11 protein-coding genes and 1 riboswitch are annotated in these 14,086 nt (G+C 34.9%); all 11 genes read left to right on the forward strand.

The features are described 5' to 3' along the window. Positions 1-203 precede the first annotated feature (203 nt). Positions 204-1,025, forward strand: a complete 822-nt coding sequence (locus OLM54_RS04890; RefSeq protein ID WP_264537480.1) for an alpha/beta fold hydrolase — start codon at positions 204-206, stop codon at positions 1,023-1,025. A gap of 197 nt (positions 1,026-1,222) precedes the next feature. Beyond that, positions 1,223-2,011 carry a putative quinol monooxygenase gene (locus tag OLM54_RS04895; protein WP_264537481.1) on the forward strand — a complete coding sequence of 263 codons (789 nt, stop codon included), beginning with the start codon at positions 1,223-1,225 and terminating at the stop codon, positions 2,009-2,011. A 47-nt stretch (positions 2,012-2,058) separates the two neighbouring features. Further along, positions 2,059-2,883 carry a DJ-1/PfpI/YhbO family deglycase/protease gene (locus tag OLM54_RS04900; RefSeq protein ID WP_264537482.1) on the forward strand — a complete coding sequence of 275 codons (825 nt, stop codon included), beginning with the start codon at positions 2,059-2,061 and terminating at the stop codon, positions 2,881-2,883. A 214-nt stretch (positions 2,884-3,097) separates the two neighbouring features. Continuing rightward, positions 3,098-4,207, forward strand: a complete 1,110-nt coding sequence (locus OLM54_RS04905) for an alkene reductase (protein WP_264537483.1) — start codon at positions 3,098-3,100, stop codon at positions 4,205-4,207. A gap of 215 nt (positions 4,208-4,422) precedes the next feature. Next, positions 4,423-5,478, forward strand: a complete 1,056-nt coding sequence (locus tag OLM54_RS04910; RefSeq protein WP_264537484.1) for an adenylate/guanylate cyclase domain-containing protein — start codon at positions 4,423-4,425, stop codon at positions 5,476-5,478. Between the two features lie 46 nt (positions 5,479-5,524). Continuing rightward, a complete protein-coding gene (locus OLM54_RS04915) occupies positions 5,525-6,160 on the forward strand; it encodes an NAD(P)H-binding protein (RefSeq protein WP_264537485.1) in 636 nt (211 codons plus the stop codon). Between the two features lie 156 nt (positions 6,161-6,316). Continuing rightward, positions 6,317-6,550 carry a hypothetical protein gene (locus tag OLM54_RS04920; RefSeq protein ID WP_264537486.1) on the forward strand — a complete coding sequence of 78 codons (234 nt, stop codon included), beginning with the start codon at positions 6,317-6,319 and terminating at the stop codon, positions 6,548-6,550. Positions 6,551-6,760: 210 nt separating this feature from the next. Then, positions 6,761-6,969: riboswitch (cobalamin riboswitch) on the forward strand. 106 nt (positions 6,970-7,075) lie between these two features. After that, positions 7,076-9,121 carry a TonB-dependent receptor gene (locus OLM54_RS04925; RefSeq protein ID WP_264537487.1) on the forward strand — a complete coding sequence of 682 codons (2,046 nt, stop codon included), beginning with the start codon at positions 7,076-7,078 and terminating at the stop codon, positions 9,119-9,121. Continuing rightward, on the forward strand, positions 9,118-10,263 hold the full coding sequence (locus OLM54_RS04930) for a DUF5074 domain-containing protein (RefSeq protein ID WP_264537488.1): 1,146 nt from the start codon (positions 9,118-9,120) through the stop codon (positions 10,261-10,263). The genes OLM54_RS04925 and OLM54_RS04930 overlap by 4 nt, the downstream gene beginning before the upstream one ends. A 3-nt stretch (positions 10,264-10,266) precedes the next feature. Then, entirely contained in the window at positions 10,267-11,475 is a 1,209-nt protein-coding gene (locus tag OLM54_RS04935; RefSeq protein WP_264537489.1) for a cell surface protein, read from the forward strand. A gap of 34 nt (positions 11,476-11,509) precedes the next feature. Next, the gene (locus OLM54_RS04940; RefSeq protein ID WP_264537490.1) at positions 11,510-13,795 is read left to right on the forward strand and encodes a DUF5074 domain-containing protein; all 2,286 of its coding nucleotides are present in this window, start codon (positions 11,510-11,512) and stop codon (positions 13,793-13,795) included. Positions 13,796-14,086 lie beyond the last annotated feature (291 nt).

The following is a 14,086-nucleotide window of genomic DNA, read 5'->3' on the forward strand; positions in this document are numbered from 1 at the left end:
AGCATAATTGTTTAACACATAGAAACATAGATTTTGTAATTGCTCAAAGACGTTTCACTTGTTTAAACAAACATAGCTATGTTTCTATGTGTTGAATAAGCACAACGATTTAAAAATCAATAATAAAGACAAATAATTTAAGAAATACGGAAAAGCCGAACACCGTCAAAAAAAGTAGGCACAAAAATTTAAAACTTAATACAATGAAAAAAACAATTTCTAAAATACTCACAGGAGTATTTGTGTTTTCAACGTTTTCATTATTTGCATCATGTACGAATAATGAAGAAAACAACAACACTACATCACAAACTTATGTTCTTGTTCACGGTGCGTGGCAGGCGCCTTATGTTTGGAACGAGGTAAAAGCAGATTTAATTAAAAACGGAAATCGCGTGATTGTTATCGAACTTCCGGGACACGGAACGGATAAAACACCTCCGCAAAACCTGTCGATCAATGCGTATCGCGACAAAGTAATCAGCGAACTTTCAAAAGTAGATGGCAAAGTTATTTTGGTAGGTCACAGTATGGGCGGTATGGTTGTAACGGCTGTTGCAGAAAGCGTTCCGTCAAAAATTAGCAAACTGGTTTATATTGGTGCTTTCCTGCCAAAATCAGGACAATCAATTGGCGATCTGGCAATGACGGATCCTGATTCGATTTTAGGGCCTTCACTTATAGAATCTGCAGATCATTTAACGCTTGATGTAAAAGCGACTGATTTAACGAATCTTTTTATCAGTGACGGTAATACAAGCGCAAAGCAAAGTGTAGTTGATAATTATCGTACTGAACCGGCGATTCCTTTTGGTGATAAAGCGGTATTGACAAATGAAAATTTTGGAAGTGTAGAAAAAGTGTATATCAAAACAACAAAAGACAAAGTAATTTCTCCAAAACTTCAGGATCAAATGATAGCGGCTGCCGGAATAAAAACGGTGTTTCAGATAAATACAAGTCATTCTCCGTTTTTGGCACAACCAAAAACTGTATCAGATTTACTTCTAAAAATTGGTAAATAAACTGAAAATGAGTAATTTAGAAAAATAATAATAAATCACTAACTCTATAAAGTGGTCTAAATCACACTTTTTTAGTGATTTGCTTCCTTGCCCTGAGGATGCATTTGGTAATAATTTTGGTACATCTTAAAGCATTACAAACTTAAAAGTAATGTTTTTTCTGAAAAGCAATAAATCACTATTAAAATCAATACGTTATGACAGCAAAAACAAGCTCAGTTTCTCAAATAGCTATGCATTTTTTTACAGCGCTATTTGCATTGTGCAGCACATTTGCAGCAGCACAAAATTCAACTAAATCTTTAAATAAAACTTCTGTTCAAGAACTTAAAAATCAGAAAATGACAGCAGTAATTACACGTTATGAAGTAAAAAAGGAATTTCAGGAGAAATTTCAAAAAGCACTTAGTGGCTATGTTTTAGAATCTCTTTCGAAAGACAGCAATATTATGTCAGAAGCTTATTTCGAACAAGATAATCAGACGGTAATTTGGTTGTTTGAACGTTGGACAAATCAAAATGAGTTCAATAAATTCAAAACCAATTCAAAAGCTAAAGCCATAAATACATTAGAAAAAACGGCATTAGTTAAACCTGAAAAAGTAATCTACGTACAAGATTTAGAGCCGCTTTCAAAACAAGAATGGCGCAAAACCAGTAAAACAGAAGACAAACAGTTAACCATTATGCTTTTTGTAGATGCAAAACCGGGTACCGAAGAAAACTTTAAAAATGTCTATCACACGGCAATGCCTCAGTTTAGAAGCGAACCCGGCGTAGTAACTTATCAATTATCGCAATTAAACGATGATAGTACACAGTTTGTGACTTTCGAGAAATTTAGAAGCAACGATGCATTCCAGTATCATCTGAATTTTCCGCCTATTCAGCCCGTGATTGATTACCTGAATACGAGTATAAAAAAACAGCCGTTTCAGGATGGAATTCACAATCTGATAGAATTTGCACCGCTTACCCGCGAATAACAACATCAAATTTTAACCACAACTATTAATATTAAATCTTAAAAAAAATGAAAACAAGTAAACAAATTATCGCAGCAAGTATTCTAAGTGTATTTGCAATATTAAATGTAGAATCTCAGGTAAAAGTAAAAACGAAAGAAATGAAAACAAATTACAGTAACGAGTTAGAAGTTGTAAATCAATTATCTACTCAATCGGCAGTGGTAAATATGCCCGTAACAAAATTATTAAATGCACCAGGAAACGAAGCTTTAAAAGCGTTCTTTTTTACTCCGGTACAAGACAAAACAGTTCTAAAAGGAAAGAAAATTGCAGTTCTTGTAGCAGACGGTTTTGAAGAAATCGAATTAACAGGTCCGGTTTGGTATTTTAAAAAATTAGGAGCAGAAGTAGAAATCGTTGCGCCTAAATACAATCCGGCTCCGGAAAGATACGGGCTTGCATTTCCTGAAATGGCAAAAACGCACGTAATGGCAATTCAATACTTACAGCCGGTTGGATGGATAAAATTTGACAAAACAGCAGATCAGATAAAAGTGGGTGATTATGATGCCGTATTTATTCCCGGTGGAGCCTGGAATCCTGATAATCTTCGTTATGACAAAGATGTAATTAAATTCATTCAGGACTTTAATAAATCAGGAAAACTGATCGCAGCGATATGTCACGCTCCGGTGGTTTTGGCATCTGCAGATATCTTAAAAGGAAGAAAATTAACAGGATACTGGAACATCCAGTCAGATTTGAAAAATGCCGGAGGAACAGTAATTGAAGACACGGTTGTAACCGATGGAAACATTATTACAAGCAGACACCCAATTGATGTAGCCGATTTTTCAAGAGCCGTTGAAAGCTGGTTGATTAAAAAATAAGTAGTAATCCTTTACAGGAAAACAAAAATAGATTTTGATAGTGAAGAAGATTTTTCTTCACTATCAAATCATAAAAACACCTCAAACACATAGTTCTATGTTTGTTAATACAAGTGAAACGCTTTTTTTAATTAAAAAAAATCTATGTTTCTATGTGTTTAAAATAAGTACAACGATTAAAAAACAATACAATAATTACAAGTTAAAATAGATTATGAAAACAGATATTTTTAAGCCCGCACAAATTGGTTTTTTACAACTAAAAAATCGTATTTCTATGGCACCAATGACAAGAGCACGAAATGAAGACGGGATTCCAAACGAGAATAACGCACAATATTACAAACAGCGAGCAGGTGCAGGCTTAATTATTACAGAAGGAACAGCAATTTCTGCAACAGCAAAAGGAGTACTTTACATTCCCGGATTATATACGCCGGAACAAGTTGAAGGCTGGAAAAAAGTAACAGCTGCCGTACACAAAAAAGACAGCACAATATTTTCTCAATTATGGCACGTAGGAAGAGTTTCTCACACATCAAACCAGCCAAACGGAATTGCTCCGGTTGGTCCGTCAGATATTCAGGCAAACAATACTTCGGCTTGGGGATATAATGAAAACGGAGTTGAAGGTTTTGTTCCGGCATCAAAGCCTAAAGCATTATCTACAAGTGAAGTGAAAGATGTTATAAACGATTTTGTCAATGCAGCTAAAAATGCCATTGAAGCAGGTTTTGACGGCGTAGAAATTCATGGTGCAAATGGTTATTTGGTCGAACAATTTTTAAATCCTTTTGTAAACAATCGTACCGATCAATATGGCGGGAATATTGAAAACCGTTCCAGATTTTTACTGGAAATTGTTGATGCAGTAATTGAAGCTGTCGGTAACGAAAAAACAGGTATTCGATTAACGCCATACGGAGGTTTGGGAGATTTGCCTCATTATCACGAAATAGAAGCAACATATCGATATTTAGCCAAAGAATTAAAGAAAAGAAATATAGTCTATATCCATTTAATGGATCAGCTTTCAAAAGGAAGTCATGCTTTGCCTGATGGTTTTATAGAACGTTTTCGTTCGTGGTATGATGGTGTAATCATTCTTGCAGGCGGTATGGACAAAGAAAAATCAGAACAGCTTATCGATGCCGGAACAATTGATATTGCGGGATTTGGCGAGCCTTTTATTTCTAATCCGGATTTAGTGGAACGTTTGCAAAACAACTGGGATTTGACTCCGCCAAATCGTGATTTGCATTACGGATTAGGTACGCATGGTTATACAGATTGGAAAACTTATAAAGAGCCTGCAACAGTTTAAATTTTTACAAGCGGTCATCGAAATTTTTCTTTTACCGCTTGTTATTATTGAAATTAGCCTCATTTCAGAGCTGTAAATTTAATTTGGATATTGTTATTAATTAATTTTTTATACTTAATATTCTGTATTACTTTTGATTAGAATAGTGTTTTTTTATTTATTATTTCAAATAAATTATGAAAAAGTAGCTTTAAATTCAATCAATATAACCCAATATGGAATTGCCGAAGATACCTTTTTATCAAAAATACAATCTGATTTTTAAAGCAATTATTGCTGGCGCTATAATAGGTTTGTTTTACACTAAAATTAGCAATGCCGGAGCAGATTATGAACATTTAAGGCTTTTACCGGGTACAATTATTGGAGTTTCCATCAGTTTTATTGTGATTACTTTTGAGAAAATACTTATCAGACTAAACACTTATTCCTTTATAGTAAGTACAATCTTAAAAGCACTTATTTATAGTATTTGCATCTTATTATTTTTGCTTTTTTTTGTACTTGTATTTGCCGAAGTTTTAGGACATTTTAGTTATCAGGAAGCTTTAAGTAAGTATATCAGGATTCGTCTTTTTGAGGACTTTGTGTTTTCATTGGCTGCATCTATTTTTTTAATTCTATTTTTAGAAATAAGCAGTCTTTTAAGCAACAGATTTTTTTCCAATTATTTTACCGGACGCTATCATCGTCCTATGCAGGAAGAGCGAATTTTTATGTTTGTCGATGTAAAATCATCCACAACAATGGCAGAAGAATTGGGCGATATATTGTATAGTAAATTATTACAGGATTTATTCAACGATTTTACCGATGCAATTCTGGCTTCACGTGCCGAAGTCTATCAATATGCCGGAGATGAAATTATTCTGACCTGGAAAACGGCAACAGGTTTAAAAGAGCAGCGTTGTCTGTATTGTTTTTATCTTTTGAAGCAATGCATTAACAAAAGACAAGAATATTATTTGAAAACCTACAACAGAATTCCGAAATTTAAAGCCGGAATGCACATCGGAAACGCCGTTACAACCTGGGTAGGAAAAGTAAAAAAGGAAATTGTCTATCACGGCGATCTTCTCAATACAACATCAAGAATTCAATGTAAATGCAATGATTTTAACCATGATTTTGTAGTTTCAGAAGCGATGAAAGAAGTTTTGCCCGAAAATTTGCCTGTAACGTATAAACATCAGGGCGAAATACTTTTAAGAGGAAAAGCGTTGCCTATGAAACTTTATACCGTCGATTTTAATATCGATCCCGTTTATTAATTGGTCTGAAATTTTATTAGAAATTATTATTTAAAAAATTAAAAATATGAAAGCATTAGTTATTGGTGCAACTGGCGCAACGGGAGAACTTCTTGTTGATGAACTTTTAGCAGACAAAGAGTATGAATCTGTAGTGATTTTTGTGAGACGACCAACCGGAAAATCACATCCAAAACTAACAGAGCAAATTGTCGATTTCTCTAAAATAGACAATTACAAAGAGTTAATTGTTGGCGATGTTATTTTCTCTTGTTTAGGAACAACCCTTAAAACAGCAGGTTCGAAAGAAAATCAATGGAAGATCGATTTTGAGATTCCCGCAGGATTTGCCAAAGCAGCCAAAGAAAATGGAGTTTCGTCTTTTGTCCTGTTATCTTCTTATGGTGCTTCTGCAAAAAGCAATGTCTATTATTCTCAAATTAAAGGAAAACTCGAAGATCAAATCGCCGAACTTCATTTTGAGCAATATATTATTTTCAGGCCCGGTTTGCTTTTAAGACCTGATACAGATCGATTTGGTGAAAAAATTTCGGCAAAAATTCTAAATGTCGCCAATGCAATAGGTTTGTTTAAAAAATTCAAACCAATGCCAACATATATTTTGGCTCAGAAATTAGCAAAGTCGCCAAAAGTACTTCTGAAGGGAACTACGATTATTGAGCTTGATAAAATATTTAACTGATAATCATTTTTGTCATCGTTTGTTGCTCACAGTTTAATGAATGTAAAATACTGATTTACATTTAATTGTGTAATAAATAATTAAAATCTTGAAACGGATACGCTGTTAGTATAATTAAATTTGAGAAGTATTATATAAACTTTAAAAAATGTAATTATGAAAACGATATTAAACTCAAAATTGCTGGTAATTGTTATGTTACTGGTATTGTCATTTTCCTGTAAGACCAATTCGGCTACCGGAACTACAGTAAGAACAGATTCTGATGCAATAAAAGCAGGAGACAGCACATCACTAAATTCAGGAACGCGAGGTACAACAAGAGTAAATGAAGGTAATCAGGAAAGTGATCCGGATTCTAAAAGCGATGCTCCAACGCCTAAAAAATAGTTTTGTTTCAGCATTTTATAAATAATAAATCTGATGAAAACAGAGACTGAATAAAATCCCATTTCGCTATGAAATGGGATTTTTTTTTAATCTTTTAAATCCTTTAATCTGTGGCATTGTGCAATCATTTTTAAAGACATTTAGCCATTTTAAACCCAATAGATAAATGTAAATACATGCATTCGCATTTATTTTTATAAAGATAGTTATATATTTGCGCTAGATTTTGGTCTGTTTTTTTCTTAAAATATAAGAGAAAAACAGTTAAAAGGGAATCAGGTGTAAATCCTGAACAGACCCGCTACTGTAAGTTCTATACAAGTCTTTAAACGTTACTAATGCCATTGTCCCGCTGCGGATGAGAAGGCTGTTTAAAGATAGAACAAGTCAGGAGACCTGCCATAATCACATAGTTTAAGACTTTCGTGGAATAAAGTTGAACAACAATAAACGAACCTGCCTCATGGCGGGATTCTCTCTTATTGCTTTTTGATTACATCCCGAAGTTTATTTAATAAATAAGTGATGTATAATACAAAAAAAGCATTTTTCATTTTTATATTGTTTGTTCCGTTTTTGCTTCATTCTCAAGTATCTAATGATAGTTTACGGGTTTTAAAAGAAGTAATTTTAAAAGGAAAACCTTATCAGGAAGTAATTCCCGTACAAAGCCTTTCCGGAGAATTGCTGGAGAATCTCGCCAGCCATAATGTTGCCGATGCGCTTCGTTATTTTGCAGGAACTCAAATTAAAGATTATGGCGGTCTTGGCGGACTTAAAACGGTTGATGTACGTAATATGGGCACGCATCACGTGGGTGTTTTTTACGATGGCATACAATTGGGAAATGCACAAAACGGAGTTACCGATTTAGGCAAATATTCTCTGGACGATATGGAATCTCTTACCCTGTATAACGGACAGAAAAGTGAAATTTTTCAGTCGGCAAAAGATTTTGCGGCGGCTTCAACTATTTATTTAAGAACAAAACGACCTGTTTTTAAAGGTGATAAAAAAACAAATGTATTAGTTCGGTTTAAAACAATGTCAATCAATTATTTTGATCCTTCTTTTAGATGGGAACAAAAATTAAGCGACAAGGTTAGCATGAGCGTAAGTTCTGAATATATTAAATCGAACGGACAATATAAATTCAGATATAAAAGAAACAATTTAGACGGAACAATCGCTTACGATACCACAGCAACAAGACACAATAGCGATATTGAAGCACTGCGAGTAGAATCCGGACTTTACGGAAAAATAAATAACGGTTCCTGGGATGCCAAAGTGTATTATTATGACTCAGAAAGAGGAGCGCCGGGCGCCATTGTCGAAAATAAATTTTCGGACGGTTTTAGGCAATATGACAAGAATTTTTTCTCGCAAGGCACATTCATAAAAGACTTTACAGCTAAATATAAATTTCAGGCAAAAGCAAAATATGCTTACGATTATACGCATTATGTCGCCAGAGATACTACAAATGTACTTGGCGAAACCGTAACCGAAGGCGCACAATCAGACGATAGTTATTACCAGCAGGAATATTATGTATCGGCAGTAAATATGTACAGCATTTTGCCTTCATGGGATATTTCACTTGCTACAGATTTTCAATACAACAGATTAAATGCCACGAGAAAAGGCATACAAACGCTGTTTTCATATCCACAGCGTTATACCGCATTATTTTCGCTGGCAAGTTCGTACAGGCTTGGCGGATTTAAAGTTTTGGGCAGCGTTGTAGGTACGCACGTTCAGGAAGAAGTACGAAATAATGCAAAAGCGCCCGATAAAACAGAATTTACTCCGGCTTTATTTCTGGGTTATACACCGTTTAAAGCCTATGATTTTACACTAAGAGCATTTGCAAAACGTATTTTCAGAATGCCCACTTTTAATGATTTATATTATACAATGGTTGGTTCGAGTACTTTGAAACCCGAATATATGAACCAATATGATATTGGTTTTACCTATAATTTACCTTTTAAAGAAAGCTTTTTTGACAAATTCTCCATTCAGGTTGATGGTTATTATACCAATACCAAAGACAAAATAATTGCCGCTCCAACAGGAAATTTATTTCGCTGGATGATGACCAATATGGGGCAGGTAAAAGGGCAGGGAATAGAATCTGTTATTATTATGGGAATGCATATTGACAAATTAATCCTCGCTGCCAATCTAACCTACACCTATTCTGAAAGCAGGGATTATACAAAATTCGGCGGTCTGGAATTGTCTTCCTACGGCGATCAGATACCGTATACACCGTGGCACAGCGGATCAGGAATTTTAAATGCCAATTATCAAACCTGGAATTTTAACTACAGTTTCATTTACGTAGGAAAAAGATACAACGGCAACGTAAACAACATCAGGATAAACGAAGTACAGCCTTGGTACACGCATGATTTATCCGTACAAAAATCATTTGCCATACATCATTACGCCTTAAAAGGCACGATAGAACTCAACAATGTACTCAATCAGCAATACGAAGTGATATACAATTATCCGATGCCGGGGCGTACGTTAAAATTTATAATCAGTATTGCGCTATGAAAAAGAGAACAACAAAATTAATATTGGGTCTGTTTATAGCCGTTTCTTTTATTTCCTGCAGAGAAGAAGAAACCATTTTTCCGGCTACGGATAAAAGTGTTGCCGCGCCAAGAAGTGACGGCAATATAGAAGGTTTTTATCTTCTAAACGAGGGAAATATGGGAATGAACAGGGCAAGCATTGATGTTTTTAATTACAGAACAGGAAACTATACAACCGATATTTACTCAGAACGCAACCCAACAGTTGTAAAAGAATTAGGCGATGTTGGCAACGATATAAAAATATACGGCAACAAAGTGTATGCAGTAATAAACTGTTCAAACAAGGTTGAAGTTATAGACAAATGGACTGCAAAACGCATCAAAAAAATAGATATTCCAAATTGTCGCTATGTTGCTTTTTATAAAGATAAAGCCTATGTAAGTTCTTATTCAGGTCCCGTTGCCATTGATCCCAATGCAGAAATTGGCTTTGTTGCCGAAATCGATACCACAACATTAGAAATCAAACGAAAAGTAAAAGTGGGTTATCAGCCCGAACAAATGGTGGTGCATAACGGAAAATTGTATGTGGCGAATTCCGGCGGTTACAGAGTTCCTAATTACGACAGAACAGTATCTGTAATTGATCTTGAAACATTTACCGAAACAAAAAAAATAGACGTTGGCATTAATCTTTATAGCATGCAAATTGACAGTCGGGGCGATATTTATGTGAGTTCCAGAGGCGATTATTACACCACGCCATCCAATCTTTTTGTGATCGATACGCAGACCGATGAGAAAAAAATGCAGCTTGATATTCCCGTTTCAGATACTTGTCTGGTCGACGATTTGCTTTATTTCTACAGTGTTTCCTGGAGTTATTTAACCAATAGTAATCAGGTAACTTACGGAATATTAGATACAAAAACCAAAAAGATAATCAATAATAAAATCATTACAGACGGTACAGATAAACAAATCATGATTCCGTACGGACTTCAGGTAAATCCCGAAACGAAAGAGATTTATATCACCGATGCTCAAAATTATGTCGTAACAGGTTACATCTATTGTTTTACACCCGAAGGCAAATTAAAATGGAAAACTACAGCAGGAAATATCCCTGCGCATATCGCTTTTATAACCAAAAACTAGAATATGAAAATAAATTCTTTTAAAATTTTAAAACTCATCATGCTCTTCATTCTTTTCGGATTTATAGCTTGTCAAACGGATAGAGAAGACGAACAGGGAAATGAAAATTCGGCAGAAATACTTCAGGAAACCTACACAATTAACCGATTTAAGGTTCTGAATATCACTACAGATTTACCGGAAAATTCAAAATTTACCTGGAGCATTCATGATTCTGTGATTTCGCAAACTTCACAGTTGGATTTTATCAGCCCGTATTTAAAAAATTATCCGCTCACTTTAAAAGTAGAAACGAATGGCGTCGTAAAAACATACCAATCGATTATTAATGTCACGAAAGAGCCCGGAAATTACAGCAAATACATATCCAATGTATTTGATTTTCGTCCCGCAATTGGTCAGTTTACCAACGGAATTCCGGAATATGTAGCAGGAAATACAGAAACTAATCTCATCAGCGCAGCAAAAAAATCGCTTGTTGGTGCAAATAGCACGTTGATATCCTTAGGTGGTTTTGGCGGTTATGTGGTTTTTGGTTTTGATCATACGATTCCCAATATGGACGGACGTGATTTTAAAGTTATGGGAAATGCATTTTGGGGAACTGAAGCCAATGAAGCCCGCGCCGGATCTTGTGAACCCGGAATTATTTTGGTGGCTTACGACAAAAATAAAAACGGAAAACCCGATGAAGATGAATGGTACGAAATTGCCGGAAGTGAATATTTTAAAAATACAACGGTAAAAAATTACAGCATAACGTATTTCAAACCAGACTCTAATAAATCTCCCATTGCAGGAACAGATTTTTGGCAAATAGATGTAGAATATATCAAATGGCAGGATAATCTTGGAAATTCAGGATACAAAACAAAAAATGGCTTTCACGATCAGAGTTATTATCCCTTATGGATTGCTGATGCGTCATACACACTTAAAGGAACAAGACTTGAAGGAAATTTTTACGATCAAAGCGGTACCGGAAATTATTGGGTAGGCAAATCGCTTGATTTTGGTTATGCAGATAATGCGCCAAATAACGACGAAGCTTCGAATATTGATATCGCCTGGGCGGTAGATAAAAACGGAAATTACGTAAAACTTCCCGGAATAGATTTCGTTAAAATTTATACAGCAACCAATCAGGAAGCAGGCTGGCTGGGAGAAGTTTCTACAGAAGTAGCCGGAGCATACGACTTATACCTTAACTAATAAAAAACTATAGAATTTTAAATTAAATATAATTATGAAAAAAAATTACTTTTTAATATTGATGTTACTTTTTGCATTTTTTACGAATGCACAAGTAAAAGTACAAGGCATTTTTAGGGATGATATTTACCAAAAAACGGCTAAAAATCAGCAGCATAAAAAGGCAAATACCACAACTTTTGATGATATTGAGTATTGGGTTGGTACAGGTTCTAATCAGGCGGCGTTTGCTGTACAATGGAATGACGGCAAAACTTCTGATGCTTTAATCTGGGGTTTTAGATGGGATGGTGTAGCAACCGGCGAAGATATGATGAAAGCAATATTACAAGCAGATCATCGCCTTTTTTCGTTGCTTTATCAAAATGTGCCGGGTGGTTTAGGAACTGCAATTGGCGGATTAGGTTTTGATTTGGATGGTGCAAACACAAACGGACTTTATAAAGATGCAAACGTAACGTATCCGTATTATCCGGTAAATGGTATTGTTAATACAACTGCTTACGATTTTGACAATTACACAGCTATAGATACTGATGATCATTGGCAATCAGGCTGGTTAAATAACGGATATTGGTCGTATTGGGTAAAAGATCCTGCTAATGACGATTTTGGTTATTCGGGCTGGGGAGCAAGCAGCCGTGTTTTAGAAAACGGTTCCTGGGATGTTTGGAATTATAATCTGGCATTTGAAGAATCTCCAATTGTAGAAACATTTACGCCTGTAACGCCTTATGCAGCAGCAACAGTATTTACCAGCGGATTTTTTATGGTAAATGAAGAATGGTTTGGTCACACAAACGGATCTGTGAATTTTGTTAATAATGATGGTACTGTTAATTACAGAGTTTACAGTACTGCAAATAGTAGTCAGGCATTTGGGGCAACTACACAATACGGAACCATTTACGGAGATAAATTTTATTTTATTTCAAAACAGGCAAAAGACGGCGGAGACACCAATTATACTCCCGGTGGAAGATTGGTTGTTGCCAATGCACAAAACATGGAAAAAATTGCCGGATTTGATAATATCGGCGGCGGTGACGGACGTTCTTTTATAGGCGTTAATGAAAACACAGGTTATATTGGTGCTTCAAACGGAGTTTATCTATTTGATATTGCCAATATGAAAGTAGGAAATCTTATAACAGGAACTGGCGGCGGAAGCCAGTATTCCGGACAAATAGGGAATATGATTCGTACGTCTCAATATGTATTTGCCGTAAAACAAACTGCCGGAATTTTGGTAATTGATCCAAATACAAATACGTTGGTAAAAACTATTTCGGGTGCATTTCATTCCGTTGTTCAGGCAAAAGACGGAACTGTTTGGGGAATTCAGAATCAAAAGTTAATTAATATTGACGCCACAACATTTGCTCTTACAGAATATGCAATTCCTACTACCAAATATTTAGGTTCATGGGGCGCTTGGAATGCAGGAAGTTTTAGTGCAAGTAATCAGCAAAATGCTTTATACTGGATTAATTCAATAAATAGTTTTAATTCAGGAATTCAAATTATAAAATTTGATGTTACCACAAAAACATTCAATGAAAATTTTGCAGTAATTCCGGGACAAACAGGAACTTACAAACAAATTCCTTACGGAGCGGGATTACGTATTGATCCCATTTCAGATCAGTTAATTCTAAATACAACAGAAAGCGGATTTGGAGCGCATTATCAAAAAAACTGGATTCATACTTTTAATAATACAGGAACTTTAATCAACACTAAAACGTTAGATGATTATTACTGGTTTCCCGCCATCGCGGTTTTTCCGGATAATGCTTTACCGGTTGTAAATAGTACATTACCATCAGAAGTTTCAGTAAGCGGCGCAACAGCAATCAACTTAAAAAATGTTGTTTCAGATACAGATAATCTATCGTCGGCAATTGTAAAAACGGTAAAATCAAATAGCGATACAGCAGTCGTTTCAGCAATAATAAATACCAATGAAGAACTGATTTTAACGCCTCAAACTTCCGGCGAATCAACCGTTGTAGTAAGTTTTAATTCTAATGGTAAATCAGTCGAAAAAGCTATTACAGTAAAAGCAACTGTTAACCTCGGAATTGGCGATTTCAATAAACTGGAACTTGGAATTTACCCGAATCCGGTATCTGATATTCTGAATATTATAACAGAAGATGAAGTTGTAAATGTAACCGTTTATGATATTTCAGGAAAATCAATCCATACAAAAGTTAGCAATAACCAAGTTGACGTTAGTAATTTCGCAAAAGGAATGTACATCATTAATATCGTGACAGATAAAGCAAAATACACACAAAAATTTATTAAGAAATAAATAATAGATACATAATTTATAATTGAAAACAGGCTGCCCTTTCGGACAGCCTGTTTTGTTTTTCTCTAAATAGTTTTTGCGTATTTAAACCCGACAGGTTTTAAAAACCTGTCGGGTTTGGCGTGGTATGTAATGACAAACTTTGACTGTTTTTCCTATTTAAATCAAAAATAAATAACAAAAATAGATGTTAAAGTTGCATTTTTCAAACTGATTTTGATATATGAAATGGTCTTTTTGACTATATATTTGCGGTTATTATAAAAAATGGGGTTAAATTAGATAAATAAC

This window comes from Flavobacterium sp. N1736, from assembly GCF_025947065.1.
Lineage (GTDB): Bacteria > Bacteroidota > Bacteroidia > Flavobacteriales > Flavobacteriaceae > Flavobacterium.

Excerpts from the sequence above, each read along its gene's own strand:
- OLM54_RS04890 (WP_264537480.1), top strand. The coding sequence starts at position 204 with ATGAAAAAAACAATTTCTAAAATACTCACAGGAGTATTTGTGTTTTCA.
- OLM54_RS04895 (WP_264537481.1), top strand. The coding sequence starts at position 1,223 with ATGACAGCAAAAACAAGCTCAGTTTCTCAAATAGCTATGCATTTTTTT.
- OLM54_RS04900 (WP_264537482.1), top strand. The coding sequence starts at position 2,059 with ATGAAAACAAGTAAACAAATTATCGCAGCAAGTATTCTAAGTGTATTT.
- OLM54_RS04905 (WP_264537483.1), top strand. The coding sequence starts at position 3,098 with ATGAAAACAGATATTTTTAAGCCCGCACAAATTGGTTTTTTACAACTA.
- OLM54_RS04910 (WP_264537484.1), top strand. The coding sequence starts at position 4,423 with ATGGAATTGCCGAAGATACCTTTTTATCAAAAATACAATCTGATTTTT.
- OLM54_RS04915 (WP_264537485.1), top strand. The coding sequence starts at position 5,525 with ATGAAAGCATTAGTTATTGGTGCAACTGGCGCAACGGGAGAACTTCTT.
- OLM54_RS04920 (WP_264537486.1), top strand. The coding sequence starts at position 6,317 with ATGAAAACGATATTAAACTCAAAATTGCTGGTAATTGTTATGTTACTG.
- OLM54_RS04925 (WP_264537487.1), top strand. The coding sequence starts at position 7,076 with ATGTATAATACAAAAAAAGCATTTTTCATTTTTATATTGTTTGTTCCG.
- OLM54_RS04930 (WP_264537488.1), top strand. The coding sequence starts at position 9,118 with ATGAAAAAGAGAACAACAAAATTAATATTGGGTCTGTTTATAGCCGTT.
- OLM54_RS04935 (WP_264537489.1), top strand. The coding sequence starts at position 10,267 with ATGAAAATAAATTCTTTTAAAATTTTAAAACTCATCATGCTCTTCATT.
- OLM54_RS04940 (WP_264537490.1), top strand. The coding sequence starts at position 11,510 with ATGAAAAAAAATTACTTTTTAATATTGATGTTACTTTTTGCATTTTTT.